Raw genomic sequence first — 20,934 nt, forward strand, 5'->3', positions numbered from 1 at the left:
GCTGTCAGGGTCGATCCCCACCAGCGCCGCCATTTCCAGCTCGTCAGACCCCTTCAGGATCTTCATCATCAGATCCGTGCCGATATTCCCCGAACCGATGATCGCTACCTTCTTCTTCATTGCGCCTGGTCTCCCGTGTCAAAAGCAATCTGCAGGGGCTCGAAGCCCATGATCTCAAGGCTGAACACATCGCCCCCCGAGACCGGCACAACCGGCCCGAGCGCCCCCGACAGGATCACATCGCCCGCCGCCACCGGGCGGCCCAGCGACGCCATCTTGCGCACCAGCCACAGCGTCGCGTTCAGCGGGTGGCCCATGCAGGCCGCCCCGAGGCCGGTCGAGACCGTGCGCCCGTTGCGCGTCATCATCATCCCGGCAAGCCGCAAATCCAGGCCCGCCAGCGCCCGCGGGCTGCTGCCCAGCGCAAAGCCGCCGCCCGAGGCATTGTCGGCGATCGTGTCGACCAGACCGATATTCCAGTCCGCGATCGCACTGTCGACGATCTCGATCGCCGGCAGGGCATAGGCGATGGCCCCGATCAGGTCGGTCATCGAGGCCGCCGGATCCTCGATCCCGCGCTCCATCACGAAGGCGATCTCGCCTTCCGCCCGCGGCTGCATGAACCGCGAGATCGCCACCTCGTCGCCGCTGCTGAAGGCGTAATCCGCCCAGAGCACACCGTAATCGGGCTGGTCCACGCCCATCTGCGCCTGAACCGCCGCGGAGGTCAGCCCGATCTTGCGCCCGACAAGCCGACGCCCCGCGGCAAGGCCCCGCGCCGTCACCCCGTCCTGAACCGCCTGCGCATCCTCGAGGCGCGCCAGCCCGTGGCTCTCGCGCAACGGCGCAACCTGCCGAAACGCCGACCGCGCTCGCCACAGAACATCAACCATATCCTCAATCGACCGGCTCATCACTCAATCCTCATCTCACAGCGCAATCGGCGGCGCTCAGCGCCCAAGCAGAAAATCGAGGTGCAGCCGGTTGAAGGTGTCGGCATCCTCGAATTGCGGCCAGTGCCCGCAGCCGTTCATCACCTCATAGCGCGCGCCGGGGATCAGCTCGGAAATCCGCCGCCCCTCTTCCGGCGTGGCCGTCGGATCGTGCGAGGTCCAGAGCACCAGGGTGGGCGCGGTGATCGTGCCGGTTTCCTCGTCGCTGAACATGTTGCGGCGCCGGATATCCATCTCCTGCAGGCACAGAATGCCCTCCATCGCCCCGATCATGCCCGGCTGGGCATAGATCGCCCGCCGCACCTCGACGAGATCGTCGTTCACCTTCGAGGTGTCGTGCATCAGGAATTCGAGCCGGGTGCGAATGCGCTCGGGGTTCGGGTCGTTCACCGCTTCCATCGACAGCCGCTTGATCCGCTCCATGACCTCCGGATGGGCGGTCCAGCCGCCGGCGGTGTTGAGCACCAGCCGATCCACCTTGTCGGGGTGATGAACCGCCAGCCATGCCGCGACCCAGCCACCGAGCGACTCGCCAGACACATGCGCGCGGTCGCGGCCCAGCGCCTGCATCACCGCGAGCACATGCGCGCCGTAATCCTTTACCTCGTAGCCACTGGCCGGCTTGTCGCTCCAGCCATGTCCGATCAGATCAATCGCGACGGTCCAGAAATGCTCGCCATGCGAGGCAAAGTTGCGGCTGTATGCCTCGGCATGCCCACCGGTGCCGTGCAGAAGCAGCAGCAGCGGCTTATCCGGCGTCCCCGACGAGATGAACCGGGTGCGGATACCCCCGGCGTCGATATAGCCCTGACTGAACGCGACGCCGGTCAGGTCGGTCCAGATCGAATTGTGAAAATCCGACATTCTGTCTCTCCTTGGATGATATTTGGAGCGCGCAGGCGCCTGGCAACGCCCGGATGGGCGTCGCTATTTCGATTTCGGTCGCGTCGCCCGCGTCAGGCCGCGGTGGCGCTCAGGATCCCCATTCCGGTGATCCATTCGTCAATCGGCTCGTAGAACAGCTCGCGTGCAGCATAGCCCGGGCCCATCGCCGCGAGCGCAGCCACCCAGGTGCGCACCTCGTGGCCACCGCGCCCGCCGGTCTCGGTGATCGACCGGTCGGAGGTATCGTCGAGCACGTCGAGCTTGCCCGCCAGGAAGGCATCGAGCAGCATCCGGTCCCAGGCCGGATCGAGCGGCAGCAGCTTGGAATTGCCCGCGCGCATGGCAATGCCTTCGGTCGTGGCGCGGTTCTGCCGTATCATTCGCTGTTCGTGGCTGAGATCGCCGCCATTGATCAGCCGCGCCCGCACTTCCGGCGTGGCCGTCGCGAGCGCGGGCACCGGCGGATCGTGCGACAGGCCGCCGGACCCGAGCACCAGCACCCGCTCCGGCGCCGCGCGGGCCCATTCGCCCACTGCCTCGCCGATGGCGCGGACGCGCTCGAAATTGGGCCGCGGGTCCGCCGCCGAGTTGATGAAGATCGGGATGATCCGCGACAACGGATAGGCATCCGCGAGCAGTTCGACCGGCTGCATCGCCCCGTGATCCACCTCCATCCGGTAGGAAATCGCGGTATCGACGCCCCGGTCCATGACGTGCCGGACAAGGTCCAGTGCCCGGTCCTGGGGGATGTTCAATTTACCGGCCGCGGTGCCGTAATCGCCGATCGACTGCCCTTCGATCCCGACGCAGAACGAGGGCAGCAGGTCGTAGAAGAACCCGTTCACGTGATCGGGGTAGAAGACCACCGTCAGTTCCGGCTCGGCGGCGGCGACAAAATTCCGCGCTTCGTTCAGCGCGGCATGAAACCGCTTTTCCGTATCCGGACTCGCGCGGTTTTTGTCCATAATCGGGCTGTGCGACATGCAAACCGAACCGACAATCATGTAAACTCCTCCCAGAAATCTCGCAGTCGTCACCGCCCGCGCATCGTCTCTGCAAGAGAACGAGCGGGGCACGAACCGCTTGTCTGGCCCGAAAATGAGAAGCGATTTGACGAGTGGCAACACGCATTGCCATAGTGTTCTCCAAGTGAACACAGGGTGACGAGATGACGACCGGACAGGACACCCCATACAAGGACGTTCGTGCATTGGCGCGCGGCCTGGGGGTGATCGAGGCATTGAGCGAGATGGGCTGGGCCAAGGTCGGCGAACTCAGCACCGCCGTCGATATCGACCGCTCTTCGCTGTATCGCCTGATCAATACGCTGATCCAGCTTGGCTACGTCGTGCGCCGAAAAGAAGACGGCGCCGTCGCGCTCACGGTCAAGATCGCGCATCTCGCCGCCGGGCTTCGCGATGGGGATGTCATTGCGCAGATCGCGGCCCCCTTCATGCGTGACCTCACGAAAGAAGTGCTTTGGCCATCCGATTTCGCGAGCTTCATCCGCGGCAGCGTGACAATCCGATTTTCCACCCACCAGATCAGCCCGATGTCGGTTCATCGTGGCGTGATCGGAAAAAACCGCCATCTGTTTCGCTCTGCCATCGGCAGCGCCATCCTCTCGGCGATGACGCCTGCCGAACTCGATGCCGCGCTGGACATTGTCGAGCGGGTTGGTGGCGAAGAGGCTGATGAGGCACGCAACCGCCATGCGGTGAACCGCCTGGTCGAATCCGTGCGCGCAGCGGGTTACGCCAGCTCGATCGGCGCGCTGGAAAGCAATATCAGCGCGATTGCCCTCCCGGTTTTCGGGCCGGATCGGCGCGTTGCAGGCGCCATGAACCTGATCTTCTTTCGGCGGGCCATGACCTCGGCCGAAGCCGCCGCGCGGTATCTGCCAGCCATGAAGCATTGCGTTACCGGGATTGAAACCGCGCTTGTCAAACGCGCAGCCGAGGAGGAAGGCGCCGCCAACGCCGATCCTGTTCACCAAGAGAACAATATCTAATTCCGGTTTGCCCGTCCTGACCTTCTGAACGACCCTGACCCGCGCGAACCGGACGTAGCAGGCGCTACCGTCCCCAAAACAAAACCAGGGAGGAATAGAATGACGGGTTTTCCCGCTTTGGCACGCCATTGGGCACTTGGAACCGCGGCGGTCCTGACAATTGGGACGCTGACGCCGGCTTCGGCCCAGGAAACAACACTGCGTTTCGGTACCTTCGTTGGCCCCACCTCGTTTCTGAATACGGATATCTTCGAGCCCTGGCTGGCCCAGATCGAGGAGGCGAGCGGCGGCCAGCTGGCGTTCGAAATCCTGTCCGGCGGTGCCGCGGCCAAACCGACCGAGGTGATCGATTCCGTTCTGGCCGGCATCATCGACGTGGGCTGGAGCATCACCTCCTACAACCCTGGCCGTTTCAACGCCGCCGGGGTCAGCGAATTGCCGCTGCTGACGCTGAATCCCGCCGAAGGCTCGGTGGGCATGGCCGCGCTCTACGATGCCGGGCTGCTTGACGGGTTCGACGGCGTGAAGGTGCTCGGCGTTGGCACCGCCGACGTGGCCCGGCTGCACATGGCCATCGACGTCACCGGGCTGGCGGATTTCGAGGGCACCAAGATCCGCGCGGCTGGCCGTGTTCTTTCCGAGATGCTGGAACGGATCGGCGCGACCCCCGTCGGCATGCCGATCACCTCGGTTGCCGAAAGCCTCGCGAAGAACGTGATCGACGGCGCAGCAGCGGACTGGTTCTCGGTCGAGAGCTTCCGGCTCATCGACTCGACCAAGACCCACATGGACCTCGAACTTGGCGCCCCAGCCATGTACCTGGTGATGAACCAGGCCCGCTATGACCAGTTGCCCGATGACGTCAAAGCGCTGTTCGACACCTATTCGGCCAGCGCATTCGCGGAATTCTGGGGCACCCGCCTGACCGCCGAGAGCAACCGGGTGCGCGATGTCGTTGCGCAAACGGAAGGGCATGTTCTGCTCGAACCGACGGAAGCGGAGCAAGCCACCTGGAACGCGGCTGCCGAAGCTGAAATCGCGGCATGGACGGACTCGACAGCAAACGGTCAGGCCGTGATAGATACCTACAATGCGGCGGTGCACGCGGTGCGCGAGGCACAATAAGGTGGGGGCCGATGTTCTTGCCCGCTCGGCAGAACAATCCCGCGAACATAACGCTCTGGACAGGAGAGTCGGATTGTTTTCTAGAGCATCGGCCCTTTCGGGTTACCTGGCCGGAGCTGCGCTTTTGCTCGCAGCTCTGGCCGTCACCACCGACGTGATCCTGCGTTGGGCCATCGACAGGCCGATCAAGGGCCTTTTCGAACTGTCCGAACTCGGGTTTGCCGCGATCATCGCGCTCGGCTTTGCCTATGCGAACGATACCAGGCGGCATGTTGCCCTGGAACTGATCGGCAGCCTTACGGGTCGCAAACGCGGTCTGCACGTTGTCGCGAGCCTGCTCTCTGCCGTCACCTTCGCGTTGTTTACCTATTTTCTGTGGCACCACGCCGGGGCAAAGACCTCCTATGGCGAAACCACGCTCGTGCTCGGCCTGCCGATCGGGCCATTCTGGTATGCGGCCAGTGGTCTGATGGCGCTCAGCTTTCTTGCGCAGATACCCGCTGTGCTGCTCGATTTGAGAGAGATCGCCGGCAACGCCCCCCGCGAGATCGCCAGTGAACTGGCCGCGCCCCTCCTCCTGCTCGCCGGCTTCGCCCTCGCGATCGGCGCTCTCTTTCTGCTGCCCTCCGGCGCCACGGCGCTCACCAAGGTCGGACTGGGTTTCGCCGCGCTGTATCTGCTTGCGCTCGCACATGTGCCGCTTGGCGTGGCGCTCGCCATCGCCGGACTTCTGGGAAGTTACGCATTGCTGGGCCAGACGCCCGCGCAACTGATCGGCATCAACAGCCTCACCGGCTCGCTGGCCAGCCCCGACCTCGCCGCCCTGCCGCTGTTTCTTCTGATGGGCAATCTGGCCATTGCCGCAGGCTTTGCCGACGATATTTTCCAGGCCGCCAGCGCCCTCTTCGGGCGGCTGCGCGGCGGGCACGCGCTGGCGACGATCATCGGCTGCGCCGGCTTCGGCGCAATCTCGGGATCGTCGGTCGCCACCACGGCAACCATCGGCGGCGTCGCCTATCGCGAGATGAAAACCCGGAACTACGCGCCCGGTCTTGCAACCGGGTCGATCGCTGCGGGCGGCACACTCGGCGCGCTGGTGCCTCCTTCGGTCATCCTCATCATCTACTGCGTCATCGCCGAACAGTCGATTTCGGAAGCTTTCGCGGCGGCGCTGGTTCCCGCGCTGCTCGCCATCGCACTCTATGCCGTGACGGTGCTCGTGCTCGCACATCTGTCGCCGCGCATGGCGCCGGCCCCCGGCCCCGAGCAGCGGTTTCGCCCGATCTTCGCGCTACGGGCCGCATGGCGGCCCGCCGCCCTGTTCCTTTCGGTGCTGGGCGGGCTCTATGGCGGGCTGTTCACGGTGCAGGAGGCGGCGGCGGTCGGCACCGGCTTCGCCTTCGTCTTCTGGCTCGCCTCGGGCCGTGCCAGCATTGCCGGCTTGCTGGATGCGATACGCGAAGCGGTCGCCAGCAGCGCCGTCTTCTACCTCATTCTCATCGGCGCCGGCATTTTCGGCTCTTTCCTGAACCTTGCGGGCGTCACCAACGCGGTGCTGTCGGTCATCAACCCCGAAACCATGCCCGCCTGGCTGGTGCTGGCCCTGCTCGCAATCATGTACCTGATCCTCGGCAGCGTGTTCGACACCGTTGCGGCGCTGGTGGTCACCGTGCCCTTCGTGATCCCGATCATCCTTGCGCTCGACTACGATCTTGTCTGGTGGGGGATCGTCACGCTCAGCCTTGTGGAAATCGGCATGATCACGCCGCCCATCGGAATGAACGTGTTCGTCCTCAAGGGCATGCTCGGTGGGCAGGTTTCGATTGCGTCGATCTTCCGCGGAGTCATCCCGTTCCTGGCGGCGGACCTTGTCAGGCTGGTGATCCTGATCGCCTTCCCCGGTCTCACGCTCTGGCTTCCCTCGGCCTGGTAGAGCAAGGCCGTTTTGCGGCCCCGGCGCCGGCGACCCGACTGACATATTCAGCAGCGCCCGCTTGGCACGCCATGGAGTCAGACCTTCGGCGCAAACGACGGGCCTCACCTTGTGTCACGTCGCCGCCTTCGAAAAGGTGTGGTTGAGGCTTCCCTGGATTTGCAGACGGCTTGTCCCCTGACTTTGAGGCACGGGGGCCGAGATGAGGACAAGCGGTTCGCGTAGAGATCGGGCATACAGAGATGCCGGGCCGATCGCATTCAGCCCGGCAACCGTTCACTCCGCAGTCACCGGTATGTTGAAGCCTTTGCCGATCAGCCAGACGCTCAGGCTCAGCTCGAACAGCCCACCCGGCAGCGCCAGCATCACGCCGATGGGGTAGCCGAACATCTCCGCCGTGGTGCCGACCATAAAGACGAGGTAGCCAACGAAGCCCCAGACGGCCAACACGCGTGGCACCAGACGCCCGAAGAAAAGCGCTGTGCATAGGATTAACCCTCCAATGCCCCACAGCGTCATACTCATCTGATAGCCGTAGAACCCGCCTTGTTTCAGCACGAAGGCGATGGCGTCGAACGACTCGGTGGCGACGTTGCCGCCGATGCTGGCTTCGCTCAGCGGTACGAGCAGGGCGAGGAACAGAGCGCCGATCACGGCGGTCGTGGTGGCCGTGATCCCCGCTGCAAGATAGCCGCGCGCCACGTAGCCGCTGACGGTTTTGAGGACGGGGAAGGCCAGGACCGACAGGCCGATGTTCACAAAGGAATGCACGATCGCCATGAGGAGCACGCCGATCATCAGCGTCGTCTTGCCGGCGAACACACCCTCAAGCCCGAGGGCATTGTCGGCAACCGAGGCCACCATTCCGCTGCCGGCGCCGTAGCTCACGAAGGCCAGGATGAAGAAGATGCCGAACAGCCGTGCGGCCAGGCGGTGGGCGTTGAGGTCTTGGGTCATTGTGTTTCTCCGAAATTGGGTGCCCGGTCCGGCGCTGCGGATGTGGCGCGTGTGCGGGGGAATGAGATGTTGTGAAATCCGAAGGCACGGTCGCCTGCGGTGTTAAAGTTCCGTTCAGCGACGTTCAGACGACAACCACGTTGCCGCGCTTGTGACCGGTTTCCATGTAGCGATGCGCCTCGACCAGCTCGCCGAGCGGGTAAGTGCGGTCCATCACCGGCGCGAACTTGTCCGCTTCGACGAGGTCTATAAGCTGCTGATGCATGGCGCGCTGGCGCTCGGGTTTGAGCATGCCGGTTGCCGAGAACCGGGCTTTGCGGGCGCCCCACAGCGCGCTGCGCAGAGACGCGCCTAGCAGAGCGCCATTCAGCACCGGGCAGACATAGCGGCCATTGCGGGTCAGGGCGCGTTTGGCCCGGCCGAACGAACTGATGCCCAGCGTGTCATAGATCACGTCGTAGCGCTCCGCAGAGCGGGTGAAGTCCTCGGTCGCGTAGTCGATCACCCGGCTCGCCCCGAGCGAGGCCACCATCCCGGCGTTGCGCGCGCTGCAGGTGCCGGTGACCTCTGCCCCGATGGCAGAGGCGATCTGAACCGCGGCAGTGCCGAGGCTGCCGGCAGCCCCAAGGATCAACACCTTTTCGCCGGCGCGCAGTTCCGCGACTTCATGCAGGAAATTGAACGAGGTGATTGCCCCGTCGCCCATCACCGCCGCCTCCTCATGCGAGAGCGCCGCGGGTTTGTGCATGAGCACGCCGTTCTCATCCATGCAGATGTGGCTTGCATTGGCGCTGAACGACATCCCCGCCATGCCGTAGACCTCGTCGCCCACCGCAAAGCGCGACACGGCGCTGCCGGTGGCGATGACCTCGCCCGACAGGCAGGTGCCGATCAGGTCGTGGCGCGGGCGCCGGAACCCGATGAAGGCGCGGGCGAAGCGCGGCAGGCCCGCGCGCATCATCCCGTCGGCGCGGCTCACGGCGGAGGCCCGGATACGGATCAGAACATCGTTCGGCCCCGGTGTCGGCATCGCGCGCGTCACCGGCGCGAGCTTCTCAGGGCCACCATAGGCGGTGACGCTCCAGGCGTTCAGGGTTTGGGCAGTGAGGGTTTGGGCAGTGGCGTGCATCGAAATTCTCCTTCGTTGACTTGACGAGGGCGGTTTAGCGAAGCACAAACGATCCGAATATTGACGGAAACTCGCCACACCGGAACAAAAACGTTACACTCATGCTGGATTGGAAAGCCCTGCCCGCCTTTCTCGCCGTCGCCCGTCAGGGGTCGTTGCGGGCGGCTGCGGATCAGCTCGGCGGAACCCATGCGACCGCGCGCCGCCAGATCGAAGCGCTGGAAGCGCAACTTGGCGTGCAGCTGTTCCGGCGTGGCGCCGACGGGTTTCATCTCACCGCCGCAGGGCGGACCTTGCTGCCGCAAGCCCTGAAGGCGGAGGAGGCGCTCCTGCAGGGCGCCAATGCCGTTCAGGGGCTGGACCGCGAGGCGTCGGGCCTGATCCGGCTCTCGGCCGATCCGATCAACGCGCACTTCATGCTCGCCCCGGTTCTCGCCGATTTCGCCGCGCTCTATCCGGAGATCGACATCGAGCTCCAGCTCTCCTTTGGCATCGATTCCATCGAGAAACTGGAAACCGACATATCGGTGCGCAATGTGGCGGCGGTTGACGAGGATGTGGTCGGCAGGAAGCTGTTTGCCGCCTCCATCGGCATCTTCGCCGCGCGGGAATACCTGGATCGCATGTTGCCCAAGGCCGGCCCGAAGGGACAGGGCCTGCAATGGATCGGCTACGGGCCGGTGCCCGAATTGCTGGCATTCGTGCGTAATTCTCCGTTCCCGGAGGCGAAGATCCGGCACGCGATCCCGGACCCCGAAATGCACCTTCACCTGGCACGCGCCGGGGCCGGCCTGGCGATCCTGCCAGCCTGGGTCCCGGCCCGGTTTCCTGAACTGCAACGCGTACCCGGAACCAGCCTGGACGAGAGGCGGTCAACCTGGGTCTTGCTGCATTCCGATCTGCGCCGCGTTCGCCGGGTCCGGCTCTTCGTCGACTACCTGTGCGCCGCCCTTCTCGAACGCCGGGCCGACTTCATCGGCGCATAATGCCCCGGGGCCGGCGTCGGCGACAGGCAGACCATACGGTTGCCGGGCGCGCTCCTTAGCTCTGTGTGACATCAGCACACGCCTGACAGTCCACGCAGACTAATTGCGTTTCTCGGGCGTCACCGGCGCCGGGGCCGGGACGAATTCGAGATTGCCGAAATCGAAGCTCAGATATCTCTCGCCCACGCGCGTCGAGTTTGACTCGGCGCTATCCTCGGCGACCTCGGCGGCGAGTTGTTCTTCCGTGTCGGCCTCTTCGGCGTCTTCGCTGACCTCGCCCGCGATCTGCTCGCCCTGGCTGATCTGCTGCTGCGCCTCGATCACCAGCGCGGCCAGTTCCTCCGAATAGGGCAGCTTGTGCGCGCGCGGCATCCCAATGGGGTAGTAGTCCTCGTCCAGCTCACCGATCCAGAGAAAGATCGAGCCCGTTTCACCAGACAGTTTGTCGGGCTCGGTGATCTGCGCCCAATAAAGCCGGAACCGGTCCGGCGGCGCGGAATCGCTGGGCAGGCCGCGGATTTCGCCGATACCCCAGTAGGTGTAGAAAACCAGCGCCGCGACCGCCACGGTCAGTCCGGCCCGCAAGATGAGAGGAAACCGGCTGTTGAAGACCATCAGCATCGAGAGCACGATCAGCAAGCCGTAGGCGACCGAGAGGGTCAGGATCGTTTGTGTCATTGCGCCACCACCTCGCCGGTAGCGGCATCCTGATCGCCACCGGGACCGGCCGGTCCGGTCCGGCGGGTGGCTTCCACAAGGCTTTTCTGCCGATTGTTGACGTCGCGGATTTCATCGTCCTGAAGGGTGAAGCGCGCCACTGTCACCTCATCGCCGGTGCCGGTCAATTCGACCTCGCCGTAGTAGATCACGCGCACTGACGGGTTCATCTTCTCGACCTTTACCGTAACGGGCAAGGGATCAACGCTGGTCGCAATGAAGTGCACCACGTTGACCACGTATTCGCCGTTCATCAGCCCGCGCACCGAGACCGTTTCCTGGTTCAGCGGGTTCTCGATCTCTTCGCCGTTGATCAGGAGCACATCCTTGAACTGGCCCCGATCGTCGCGGTCGAGATGCATCAATCCGGTCTCGCGGTCATTGTACCAGACAATGTTGCCCACCGGATCTTCAACGTAAACATCCACGTCGTCCTCATGCCCATCCGGCCACCGCATGGTGATGAGGATCTCCACGTCCGTGTCGATCTTGCCGGTTTCGGCCACCGGGTTGATCATCGCGAAGGCGATGAAGAACATGAACGCGAAACCGACCAGCGCGTTGAACAGCAGGTCGGTGAAAGCGTCGAACTCGCCGTCCCGCAACTCATCAAACATCGCGTATGTCGCCCTCCGTCATCGCTGCCGGCAGGACGACTTCGCTGAAGCGCACGAGACGTTGCATGATCCTGAGCGCGAGATTGTCGAGCAGGTTGAACTGCATCCTGAGCAACACGCCGCAGGACAGGCCGCTGATGGTTGTAAGCAGGGCGACCGCCATGCCTCCGGTCATGGACTGCAATGCCTCGCGCATGGTCTCGACATCGAATTCACCAAGATCGCGCATCGAGACAAGCATCAGGATGAAGCCGATCACCGTGCCCAGCAGACCGAGCTTGTAGAGCGTGTCGGACACGAAAACGCCAAGCCGAACCGGACTGCGACATTCGGAAGAGAAGGCTTGCAACAGCGTTTCGGGCGAACTGTCGCCCAGCGTTCGGCGCACGAGCACCAGATCGCGCGCGATCCTGCGCACGCGACGGTTGCCGTCGAGCTGTGCCAGCATACCATCAGCGCCCGAACGCGGGCTTGCCTCAAGACCTGCCGAGAGCTTTTCAAGCGCCGACAGTTCGCCCGACAAGTCGAACAGAAACCACAGGCAATACAGACTCGCCACGCCGAAAACGCCGACGATCAGCGTCGAGATGCCGCTGGTGTCATTTTCGAACAGGTAGGCAAGAAAGCCGTAATCCCACAGGATCACCGCGCCGAGGCAGATCAACGCGATCAGGAGGACCCAGCGAAACAAATCGTCATAGGCCCGGTTGACCAGCATGCGTCCTGCAAAACTTTCTGCCTGCGCCATCTTCTTCTCCCTCACCTGTAACCGCCGGGCGTGTTGGTACGGCGGAAGTCCCACGGCGCGTCGAATTCCACCCCAAGCTGCCAGAGCCCGCGCTCCTCGGAAATCGCCTCGATCTGTGCGTCTACATAGTCGGACGATTGCTCCTCCAAGGCCAGCGCCATGCCCCGGCGGACCATTTCGTCGTTGATCGCCACGCCGCCGCTTTCACACACGCCGTAGCGGCGGTTGAACGGGTCCGGTTCACCGAGCAGATAGCACGTCACTTCGCCGCGTCCGGCCAGCAGTTCCAGCGTGCGCCGGGCAGCATCGGCGCAGCCCCATTTGTCGCCGTCCTTGTAGCAGAATTGCGATCTTTCCGGCGCGTCGAGTCCCCAGAGAATCACCCGCTGGGTGCCGACGCGGATGATGTCTGCGTCGATCACTTCGGCCATGCCGCTGACCTCGTCGCCATCCTGCCCCAGCGCCTCGCCGGCGACGAAATATGAAGATAAACTTATGAAGAACAATGAAAGTATTGTAGCCTTGCCGGGACTCATGCAGCGATCCTTTCGCGCGAACAGGGAGAAACAAGATGCGGCTCGAACTGGCTCTTGCCATAGCGCTCGTCCTGCCCGGCGCAGCCAGCGCCGACCTCGTGGACGACTTGCGCAATGGCGTCATTACGGAATGCCGTGGCTGCGATCTGCGCGAGGCCAATTTCAAGAAGGCGGATCTGGCCGGAGTCGACCTGACCGGCGCGAACCTGACCGACGCGACTTTCCATCGGGCCAACCTGCGCGGCGCGACTTTGGTCGATGTCGAGGCCATTGGAACCAATTTCAACCTGGCTGATCTGACCCAGGCCCAGATGGCAAATGGCGATTTCATGCGAGCCATGTTTTATGGCGCGCAGATGTCCGGGGCCGACCTCAGCGACGTCAATCTGACGGAAGCGCGGTTGCAGACGGCGCGTCTCACCTCGGCCAAGTTGCCGGGCGCGGTGCTGGACAGGGCATTGATGCGGGAGGTGGTGGCCAATAATGCCGATTTCAGTCACACCTCGATCGAGCAAACCAACCTCAACGGAGCGCGTCTGGGGCGCAACAGGTTTGACGGTGCGACCATCAGTTATGCCGGCTTCATCGAGGCCAAAGCCGGTGGAGCAAGCTTTGTCGATGCGCAGATTTCGCTGAGCGACTTCTACGGCGCCGACCTGCGACGTGCCAGTGTGGCAGGCGCCACTTTGACCGGAAACCGGTTTACCAGAGCGGCCACCAGAGAGGTGGACTTCGACGCGGCCACCATGACCGGGAACTTCATGTCGAACGGGCGGCGGCAGGACTGACGTCATGGCTCGGTCACCGGGACGTAGGGGGACAGGACTTCTTCGTACCGGGTCTGGCTTTCGAAGTAGCCCGTATTTACTTCCTGGGTTTCCCGATTGATACCGAGCTGGCCCTTTTTGCGCAGATAGCTGGCTTCTATTGCGATCAGGGTCTGACCATCAGGCGAATGCCCCGTACAAAGCTCGTGGATGAACTGGTTGCCGACAGGCTGCTGGCCCTCTTGCATCGGGACATCGGCACAGTCCAGTGACCAGTCTCTGTAGCGCGCCTTGAAGTTCCGTATCAGCGTGAAAGCGGTGCGCCGTTCACGGTCGCTGATGCGGTTGTCGGTGAAGATCCGGCGGCCCTGCACAACGCCTTCCGGATCGACAAGCAGCGACACGACGACGGGATGCGCAAAGACCGAGGTGCCGCCCTGAAGGGTTCTGTACTCCAACTCCATCGCGCGTGCGATGTAGTCCTGTTCATCGTCGTAGTTGAACTCAATCTCCCGCAGGCCGGATTGTTCGGGCTGGCAGGTCAGAAAATCGCTGAAAGAGGTCAGTGGTTGCCCCGTGGGGCCACCGTTCGTGCCACATGCGATCTGTCCAACCGCCAGGTCGGGCACCTGAGAGACGGGTTGGCCGAGAACGACATCCCAGATGGAATACACGGGTTCGACCCGCATCTGACCAAACGCGGCATGGGCCGATAGGCAAAGGCCACAAATGGCAAGAAGGGTCTGTGTGCGCATCGCGAGTTACTTGAACCTACTGCACGGACGGGCGTCCGGGTTGTCAAAGAAATCCGCACATTCTTCGAAGGTCGGTTCTCCAAGGCCCATCACGCTGGTTTCCAGATAGGCGACGAGATTGGTGATATCCGCGTCGCTAAACGTCTTGCCGCGTCTCGGTTTGTTTTCGGGGGCAAAGTCGGCAAGGGCCATGCCATAGCAGCTGTCGTCGCGGTAGGCGGTTCTGCCGTGATAGGGCATCGGTGTGCCGGGAAGGCCGCATTTGATGATTTCGAACAACGTTTCCGTGTCGAGCGTGGACTCGCGCAAGCTGGGCGCGGCCGGAGCCTGCAACATGGTCCCGGTCAATCCGTCGCCGGGCCAACCATGGCAATTCCCGCAATACCCGACAGACCGATAGACGACCTTTCCGCGCTCCGGATCTCCGGCCAGACCGTCCTCCATCTGAGCCAGGGCCATAGGCGTGGTCAGCGTGAGAAAAGCAAGCGACACGGCCACCAAACGGGTCATCGTCATGAGGGGTCCTCGGGTATTGGCAAGCATGTATTGACAAAAATGCCGGGCAGCCGAAGCCGCCCGGCACCAGATTTTTCTGGGGATCAGTCGAGACCAAAGACCCACAACATATTTGCGGGCTGGATGGAATTCAGCTCGGCATAGCCCATGCCCGCGATGCCGATGCCGCCGCCTACGATGGCAATATATTCCTTGCCGCCAGCAGTGAAGGCGATCGGCGGCGCCTGGAACGAGGTACCGACATTCATCGACCACTTCTCTTCCAGCGTCGTCGCGTCATAGGCGGCAACCGTACCGTCCGTGTGGGCGGTCCACATCAGGTCCGGCGTGGCCAGAACACCGCTATACATCGGGTAGGTCGTCGGCCGCGTGGCCGAAACTTCGCCCGTAGCGACATCGACGGCATTGATGGCACCGGTCTGAGCACCGCTGTTCACGCCGGAACCGCCGATGAAGATCTCGCCAGCCACCACGTCATCCGGATCAACAGAGCGCACGCTCAGATCCGAGCAGCCCTCGATGCCCACGGCATAGGCCAGGCCAAGCTCGGGGTTGTAGGCAGTCGGGAAGAAGTTGGTGCCGCCCTGAATGTTCGGGCAGGTCGTGGCGGTCGCGCCGGCACGGTCGATCGCCCCGATCGCATAGGTCTGCAGCGACGCCGAGGGGTCATATTCCATCGGCTTGCCGGTCTTGGGGTCGATGCCCTCGGTCCAGTTCAGATTGCTGACATAGGTGGCCGAGTTGATATAGGCGCCGTTGGTGCGGTCGAGCGTGTAGAAGATGCCGTTCCGTCCGAAATGCGCCAGGACCTTGCGCTCTTCGCCATTGATCTCCTTGTCGATCAGCAGCTGGATGCCGACTTCGTCGTAGTCCATGTAGTCGCCCGGCGTGTACTGGAAGTGCCACTTCAGTTCGCCGGTATCGGCGTCGAGCGCCAGGGTGGAGTTGGTGTAGAGGTTGTCACCCGGACGATATTCCGGGTCGTACATCGGCACCGGGTTACCCGTGCCCCAGAACAACGTGTTCGATTCCGGGTCAAACGAGCCGGCCACCCAGGCCGCGCCGCCGCCGGTCTTCCAGCAATCCGGGTTCCCTGTTTCTTCGCACAGCCAGGTTTCCGACCCCGGCTGCCCCGGCTCCGGCACCGTGTAGAAGCGCCACAGCTCGTCGCCGTTGTCCGGGTCAAGCGCGGCGATCCAGCCGCGAGTCGCCCAGTCACCGAACGACTGTCCGATAATGATCTTGTCGCCGATCGCCTGGGGCGAGTTGGAGAAGCCTTCACCCTGGTCGGTGGCGGCTTGCACGTCCCAGACCACGTCACCCGTTTCGCTGTCGCAGGCCACAACGCGACCGTCGTTCAGGACGGTAACGACATTGTTGCCCGAGAGCGCGAGGCCCCGGTTCGCCAAGATGACGCCGTTGCTGGGATCCTTGTCGATGCCAGTGTCGCAAACCCAGACCGGTTTCAGAGATTTGCCGTCATTCATGTCGAACTTGTAGGGGGTCCCCCAGGGGTCCGAAACGTACAGGAAGCCATCGTCGGCCAGCGGCGTCGCCTCCATCGAGCCCACGCCGAAACCGGCCGGTTCGGTGCCTCCGAGGGTTGCTGCCGTGATAAGGCGCAGACCAGACACGTTGTCGGCGTTGATCTCGTTCAAGGTTGAAAACCGGTTGGAATCAAAGGTCTTGTGGACCATGAGCCAGTTTCCGGCTTCCGCTTCCGTACCAGCGGCCAGCAAGCGCTCTGCTGTCACTTCGCCAGCGATGCTTCCGCTTGCCAGGCCTGCAGCTGTGAGAGCTGTCAACCCGGCGACACAGTGTTTCATTTTCATCGAATGTCTCCCTACACTTGGGTTGGATGTGAACCAAGTGAGGGCATGTTGGCATCAACGAGTATTGGATGTACCCAATACACGGTATTGGCATTTGTTATACATAAGGATTGGCATCTATCTACGCGATTTAATTTATTAGATTTTTTCGGCCAAGCGAGGACGGTGCCTTCCGGTCGTGGTGGGGGAAGGTATCACCATTGCGCTTCAGCGGGGCTCTGACTCTGCGGATCTGATCCAGACCGGCGGCTTTCCGGTCTGCGCAACTGTAACCGGCGATCAATTCGTTGAAAATTTGGGGATTTGGGAATGGCGTGTAAGAAATTCGCGCGGAACTAAGGCAATACTCCCATCCATCGCTTTGATTTCAAAAGGCTTTGCGGCGCTCGCAGGTCAGGTATTCGCGTTCGGCGCCCGCGAAGTGCATGACTAACCGATCACCGTGCCTGGATCGTTGGGCCGGGATCTTTGAATGGATCGGTGCGCTGCTCGATTCCCCTTGGCCACGCCATGGAGCGAAACGACTGTCAATCGGACTCGGCCCGCTCGATAGTCAAAAGCGGCGGGAATTACCCCGCCGCTCGAGCCTTCTCTTTCAAAGCCGGCCACCCGCCCGGCATCATGCGCCGACGGCTCGGGGCAGCCCTTATGCCTTCTGCGTGCGGTTGAACAGGCCGCGAAGCAGGCCCAGGACAAACAGCGCCGCCGCCGCATAGACCGCGTGCCAGTACCCGATTTGCAGGTCGGCAACCAGTTTCATCTTACGGTGCGACATCGGGTCCGTGTACTCGGATTTTCCGATGAAGTTGATGCCCGTCGCTTCAGCCCGAATGTTGCCAATGCCATAGGCCAGCCCAACCGTAATCAGGTAGGACAGTCCAACAAGCAGGATCATGATCGTTGCGTAAGACACCTTGAACCGGCCCAGGGAGATCGTCTTTTTCCAGAAAAGACTGACCACCAGAGCCAGCATGGCGAGGCTGAAATAGACCCATGTGAAAGGTGCAAAGAACCCCGGCATTTCGTAAAGAGCGGGATCGGCCTGGACTCTCACCTGGCGCACCACCTCAACACCCCAGGGGTGCAACACGATGTCGTTGTCGCCCTTGATGACCGCCATGTCTGCAATCCACCACGGTTGGAACCATGAATAAGCCATGTATGCGCCGGCAGCGATGACCAGGATCCGAAAGATCCAGACCAATGTTCCACTACGAGCAACCTGTTGCGTTTCTGCCTGTGTCATTATCCCTCTCCGGTAAGCCCACCGACCTCAGGCCGGCCTCTCGGCTCATTAGATTTATTCAATTATTACATGTCGTTACACGACGGCCAACATCCTTACAGCGTCATTTTCCCACGTCAAGCCGCTGACCCCATGCCTGTGATTCCCCACAGAACGCGGCGGCCCTACTTTCTCAGGGTGTAGTCTGGGAACTTTGGAAACCGAAGGCAAATCCGATGCTGCAATGTATGAAATTGGCTTTTCCAATTTTACCGGCTCTGTGCGGCCCAGGTGGCGCAAAACCGGCAGAATTCCCGGGATGACCATGTCGGGAAGTATCAGCTGATCGCCACGTTCCGGCGACACGCATCGCTGCCGCTTGACGACTGGCTCTGCGCCCCGCAGCGGACGATCCCGCATCGCAGGCGCCCTTTGTCGCACCGTGGTCTCCAGCGCCACTGAATCTCGCCCCTGCCCGACGTCGACGGCGACAAGTCGAAACGCTAAAATTCAGGTGCTATCCCGTCAGCCTCTTCCGCACCGACATTGCCGAGGCCAGAACCGAGAAAGGCAAACTCCGTCTCTTTGTGACCATTGACCGAACCAGGAAGTTCGCAGTTGCACGATTGGTGGAAAAGCCGGCCGCAAGGCGGCGCGGGACTTCCCTGATCATCTGCTGGAGGCCGTGCCCTATCGCGTCCATACGATCCTGACCGACAACGGCATCCGGTTCACTGAGCACCCTGGCAATCGCGGCGTCACCCTCCGCAAGATACGGTTCGGCTTGATTTGTAAGGTCAACGGGATTGAAAACAGGCTGACCGGGCCAAACCACCCATGGACCAGCAATCAGCTCGAGCACATGAACCGCACAACCAAGGATGCCACCGTGACACGGTATCGCTACGACGGCCGCGATCAGCCGCACCGCCATCTCGCGGGCTTGCTCGCTGCATAAACCATGCCCGCAGACTGAAGACGCTCAACGGGCTCACACCCTACGAATACATCTGCAGAATCTGGGCATCGGAAACAGATCGCTTCAGCGTGGCTCCGATCCACCGGAGGCCGGGACCGAGCAACCGGTGGGCCAGAACCCAACCTGAGAAAATGGCAGCCTCGGGCAAAACCGAGACCCTCCTTAACCTGGGTTGCATACTGCTCAGAATACCGGGACCATCTCTCAACAGCCAATTCGTTCAGAAATGCTTCGAAACTACGCCCTTGTCTTCTCAAGCCGTCAGGAGCGGCAACCGCAGGGTGCGCCTGAAGGCGCACCCTACTCGGTCACGCTCAGGCCCAGCATCCGCCAGACCTGCATTCCGCCGCGATAGTAGGAGATCTTCTCCGCCGGGTAGCCCGCCTCGATGATCCGGCGGATCGCGGTGGGCGACTGGCCGCACCACGGGCCGTTGCAGAACAGCGCGATCTCGGGCACCGCCTCGCAGATCCAGCCGTCGAAATCGAGCTCGCAGCCGAGTTTGTCGAGCTCGTCGGACATGCCGGTATAGGGCATGTTCACCGCGCCGGGAATCGAGCCGCCTTCGAACCATTCCGGCGTGCGGCTGTCGATCACCACCGCCTCGGGGTCTTGCAGCATGTCGAGCAGTTCCAGCTCGCCGATGGTGCGCACGCCCTCGGCGGGCGAGACCGGCTGGATGCAGAAGGGCGGGCAGGCGCGCGAGGTCTTGGCCCAGTCGCCCTCCAGCCTGTTCTCGGGGTCCTGCGCGCGCGAAATCACCGCGGGTCCGTTCGGGGTGTCGACCGTCACCGAAGGCACGTCCGGACGGATATTGACCGGGTCGGCGGCGAGCGCCGGAGCAGCCAGCCCCATGAAACAAGCGACAAGAAACGAAAACCCCCGCATGAGCGACCTCCCTGAAAACCCCGGATGCGTCCGCCGACCCTAGCAACCGAAGCGCCGTCTTGCACCCCCTCGCGGGCCGGCCAGAAACCGGTTGCCCGCAGGCCACGGCCCGCCCTACCCTTCGCCCATCCAATGCGAGGACAGACCATGCTGACCGGCACCTGCCATTGCGGCAATCTTCACTGGAGTTTCGACGGCACCCCCGACAGCGCCACCGCCTGCAACTGCACCCTGTGCCGGCGCTACGGCGTGCTGTGGATCTATGACTGGGAGGGCGAGAAGGTCACCACCTCGGGCACATCCAGCTACTACCGCTGGGGCGATGGCGGGATCGAGTTCCACTTCTGCCCGAGCTGCGGCAATGTCGGCTGGTGGCGCGGGCATGAGCCGCATCCGGACGGGCGCACCCGCATCGCCGTGAATGTCCGCCTGTCGGAACCCGATACCGTGGGCCAGATCCCGATCCGCCATTTCGACGGGCTCAATACGTTCACCGACCTGCCATCCGATGGCCGCTGCGTCGCGGATATGTGGGCCTGACTACTGGCCCAGCCCCAGCGCCCGCAGATGCGCCACCGCCTCCTGCACGCGACCGAACTCGTTGATCTCGACGATCAGCCGGGGATTGTTCCCGATCCCCGCCAGCGCGGCAAAGACCGGCGCGAAGGGGATCGTGCCTTCGCCAAGGCACCAGTGCCGGTCGGCATAGCCATCGGCATCCTGCAGATGCACATGGCCCAGCGCCTCGCCCGCCGATGAGATGTAGCGGTCCACCGCCGGCGCGCCTTCGCTCACATGCGCCCAATAGGCATGGCCCACATCGACCGAGAGTTTCAGCGCCGGGCTGTCCGCCGCCTCGATCAGCGCCGCGCGGTGGGCCGGATCGACATCCCTGATGTTCTCGATCACGATCTCCACCCCCTGCGCCTCTGCCCGCTTCAGGGCCGGGGCCAGCGTCTCCTGCATCGCCGCCACGCGCCGGGTGCGGTCATTCGGCTTGTTGTCGAGGTTATGGGCATCCCAGGCATCATAGGGCGAGTGCAGCACCATCTGCGTCGCCCCCAGCTTCTCCGCCGCGTCCAGCGCCTGGCCGATCCGGCGCTGCACCACCGCGCGCACCTCCTTGTCGCGGGTGTCGAGCTCGAAGCCGGAAAACGGCCCATGGATACCCAGCCGCCCGGCCCAGCCATCGAGCGCCTTTTTCGCCATGTCGATGAAGGGATCGGGGGCGGCGAGGATATCGGCCATGCAGAATTCGGGCAGTTCGAGATCGCGGTTCTTTTCGATCAGCCAGTCGCGGTGTTTCGGCAGATCGAGCACCGTCAACTGCGCGCCGATGATGGGCAAGTCCTTCATCTGAATCCCTCCCGTTTCG

General features: G+C 62.9%; 23 protein-coding genes. 8 read left to right on the top strand and 15 right to left on the bottom strand.

The window, feature by feature from the left end:
- Window positions 1–116 precede the first annotated feature (116 nt).
- The 3 genes from QMG28_RS10840 to QMG28_RS10850 form a co-directional block, all read right to left on the bottom strand.
- Window positions 117–914, bottom strand: a complete 798-nt coding sequence (locus QMG28_RS10840; protein ID WP_281842318.1) for a 2-keto-4-pentenoate hydratase — start codon at window positions 912–914, stop codon at window positions 117–119.
- 36 nt (window positions 915–950) lie between these two features.
- Window positions 951–1,817 (bottom strand): alpha/beta fold hydrolase, encoded by an 867-nt coding sequence (locus QMG28_RS10845; RefSeq protein ID WP_281842319.1) that lies wholly within the window; start codon window positions 1,815–1,817, stop codon window positions 951–953.
- Window positions 1,818–1,909: 92 nt separating this feature from the next.
- Window positions 1,910–3,079 carry a 3-carboxyethylcatechol 2,3-dioxygenase gene (locus QMG28_RS10850; protein WP_307726351.1) on the bottom strand — a complete coding sequence of 390 codons (1,170 nt, stop codon included), beginning with the start codon at window positions 3,077–3,079 and terminating at the stop codon, window positions 1,910–1,912.
- Between QMG28_RS10850 and QMG28_RS10855 the strand changes: the two genes are divergently transcribed.
- From QMG28_RS10855 to QMG28_RS10865, 3 genes are all read left to right on the top strand, one after another.
- On the top strand, window positions 3,007–3,849 hold the full coding sequence (locus tag QMG28_RS10855; protein WP_281842321.1) for an IclR family transcriptional regulator domain-containing protein: 843 nt from the start codon (window positions 3,007–3,009) through the stop codon (window positions 3,847–3,849). The genes QMG28_RS10850 and QMG28_RS10855 overlap by 73 nt on opposite strands.
- 99 nt (window positions 3,850–3,948) lie before the next feature.
- Window positions 3,949–4,974, top strand: coding sequence for a TRAP transporter substrate-binding protein (locus QMG28_RS10860; protein WP_281842322.1), 1,026 nt, complete (start codon window positions 3,949–3,951; stop codon window positions 4,972–4,974).
- 73 nt (window positions 4,975–5,047) lie between these two features.
- Window positions 5,048–6,907 (top strand): TRAP transporter large permease, encoded by a 1,860-nt coding sequence (locus QMG28_RS10865; RefSeq protein WP_281842323.1) that lies wholly within the window; start codon window positions 5,048–5,050, stop codon window positions 6,905–6,907.
- A gap of 276 nt (window positions 6,908–7,183) precedes the next feature.
- Here the strand turns inward: QMG28_RS10865 and QMG28_RS10870 are convergent, their stop codons facing one another.
- Both QMG28_RS10870 and QMG28_RS10875 read right to left on the bottom strand, forming a co-directional pair.
- On the bottom strand, window positions 7,184–7,864 hold the full coding sequence (locus QMG28_RS10870) for a DUF4386 domain-containing protein (RefSeq protein ID WP_281842324.1): 681 nt from the start codon (window positions 7,862–7,864) through the stop codon (window positions 7,184–7,186).
- A 124-nt stretch (window positions 7,865–7,988) separates the two neighbouring features.
- Window positions 7,989–8,993, bottom strand: a complete 1,005-nt coding sequence (locus QMG28_RS10875; protein WP_281842325.1) for an NAD(P)-dependent alcohol dehydrogenase — start codon at window positions 8,991–8,993, stop codon at window positions 7,989–7,991.
- Between the two features lie 101 nt (window positions 8,994–9,094).
- Between QMG28_RS10875 and QMG28_RS10880 the strand changes: the two genes are divergently transcribed.
- Window positions 9,095–9,979, top strand: a complete 885-nt coding sequence (locus tag QMG28_RS10880) for a LysR family transcriptional regulator (RefSeq protein WP_281842326.1) — start codon at window positions 9,095–9,097, stop codon at window positions 9,977–9,979.
- Between the two features lie 99 nt (window positions 9,980–10,078).
- On the opposite strand, the gene QMG28_RS10885 is transcribed toward QMG28_RS10880, so the two are convergent.
- Genes QMG28_RS10885 through QMG28_RS10900 form a run of 4 tightly spaced genes read right to left on the bottom strand, consistent with a single transcriptional unit; the run spans window position 10,079 to window position 12,597 of the window.
- Window positions 10,079–10,657, bottom strand: coding sequence for a hypothetical protein (locus tag QMG28_RS10885; protein ID WP_281842327.1), 579 nt, complete (start codon window positions 10,655–10,657; stop codon window positions 10,079–10,081).
- Window positions 10,654–11,313 (bottom strand): hypothetical protein, encoded by a 660-nt coding sequence (locus QMG28_RS10890; RefSeq protein WP_281842328.1) that lies wholly within the window; start codon window positions 11,311–11,313, stop codon window positions 10,654–10,656. The genes QMG28_RS10885 and QMG28_RS10890 overlap by 4 nt, the downstream gene beginning before the upstream one ends.
- A complete protein-coding gene (locus QMG28_RS10895) occupies window positions 11,306–12,061 on the bottom strand; it encodes a MotA/TolQ/ExbB proton channel family protein (protein WP_281842329.1) in 756 nt (251 codons plus the stop codon). The genes QMG28_RS10890 and QMG28_RS10895 overlap by 8 nt, the downstream gene beginning before the upstream one ends.
- Window positions 12,062–12,072: 11 nt before the next feature.
- Window positions 12,073–12,597, bottom strand: coding sequence for a thermonuclease family protein (locus QMG28_RS10900; RefSeq protein ID WP_281842330.1), 525 nt, complete (start codon window positions 12,595–12,597; stop codon window positions 12,073–12,075).
- Between the two features lie 35 nt (window positions 12,598–12,632).
- Here QMG28_RS10900 and QMG28_RS10905 point away from each other — a divergent pair, with 35 nt between their 5' ends.
- On the top strand, window positions 12,633–13,385 hold the full coding sequence (locus tag QMG28_RS10905; RefSeq protein WP_281842331.1) for a pentapeptide repeat-containing protein: 753 nt from the start codon (window positions 12,633–12,635) through the stop codon (window positions 13,383–13,385).
- Window positions 13,386–13,387: 2 nt separating this feature from the next.
- On the opposite strand, the gene QMG28_RS10910 is transcribed toward QMG28_RS10905, so the two are convergent.
- The 3 genes from QMG28_RS10910 to QMG28_RS10920 form a co-directional block, all read right to left on the bottom strand.
- Complete coding sequence (locus QMG28_RS10910) at window positions 13,388–14,119, bottom strand: hypothetical protein (RefSeq protein ID WP_281842332.1); 732 nt, start codon at window positions 14,117–14,119, stop codon at window positions 13,388–13,390.
- A gap of 6 nt (window positions 14,120–14,125) precedes the next feature.
- Window positions 14,126–14,635 (bottom strand): c-type cytochrome, encoded by a 510-nt coding sequence (locus QMG28_RS10915; RefSeq protein ID WP_281842333.1) that lies wholly within the window; start codon window positions 14,633–14,635, stop codon window positions 14,126–14,128.
- Window positions 14,636–14,718: 83 nt separating this feature from the next.
- Window positions 14,719–16,467 (bottom strand): pyrroloquinoline quinone-dependent dehydrogenase, encoded by a 1,749-nt coding sequence (locus tag QMG28_RS10920; protein WP_281842334.1) that lies wholly within the window; start codon window positions 16,465–16,467, stop codon window positions 14,719–14,721.
- A gap of 181 nt (window positions 16,468–16,648) precedes the next feature.
- On the opposite strand from QMG28_RS10920, the gene QMG28_RS10925 reads away from it, so the two are divergent.
- A complete protein-coding gene (locus QMG28_RS10925; RefSeq protein ID WP_281842335.1) occupies window positions 16,649–16,900 on the top strand; it encodes a hypothetical protein in 252 nt (83 codons plus the stop codon).
- 213 nt (window positions 16,901–17,113) lie between these two features.
- Here QMG28_RS10925 and QMG28_RS10930 read toward each other — a convergent pair whose 3' ends face one another.
- Window positions 17,114–17,713, bottom strand: coding sequence for a hypothetical protein (locus QMG28_RS10930; protein WP_281842336.1), 600 nt, complete (start codon window positions 17,711–17,713; stop codon window positions 17,114–17,116).
- 664 nt (window positions 17,714–18,377) lie between these two features.
- On the opposite strand from QMG28_RS10930, the gene QMG28_RS10935 reads away from it, so the two are divergent.
- Window positions 18,378–18,650 carry a hypothetical protein gene (locus QMG28_RS10935; protein WP_281842337.1) on the top strand — a complete coding sequence of 91 codons (273 nt, stop codon included), beginning with the start codon at window positions 18,378–18,380 and terminating at the stop codon, window positions 18,648–18,650.
- Window positions 18,651–18,971: 321 nt separating this feature from the next.
- Here QMG28_RS10935 and QMG28_RS10940 read toward each other — a convergent pair whose 3' ends face one another.
- On the bottom strand, window positions 18,972–19,559 hold the full coding sequence (locus QMG28_RS10940; protein ID WP_281842338.1) for a rhodanese-like domain-containing protein: 588 nt from the start codon (window positions 19,557–19,559) through the stop codon (window positions 18,972–18,974).
- Window positions 19,560–19,691: 132 nt separating this feature from the next.
- Between QMG28_RS10940 and QMG28_RS10945 the strand changes: the two genes are divergently transcribed.
- Entirely contained in the window at window positions 19,692–20,099 is a 408-nt protein-coding gene (locus tag QMG28_RS10945; RefSeq protein WP_281842339.1) for a GFA family protein, read from the top strand.
- Here QMG28_RS10945 and QMG28_RS10950 read toward each other — a convergent pair whose 3' ends face one another.
- Window positions 20,100–20,915, bottom strand: coding sequence for a sugar phosphate isomerase/epimerase family protein (locus tag QMG28_RS10950; RefSeq protein WP_281842340.1), 816 nt, complete (start codon window positions 20,913–20,915; stop codon window positions 20,100–20,102).
- Between the last annotated feature and the right edge of the window lie 19 nt (window positions 20,916–20,934).

The organism is Sinisalibacter aestuarii (assembly GCF_027923545.1).
GTDB classification, from domain to species: domain Bacteria; phylum Pseudomonadota; class Alphaproteobacteria; order Rhodobacterales; family Rhodobacteraceae; genus Sinisalibacter; species Sinisalibacter aestuarii.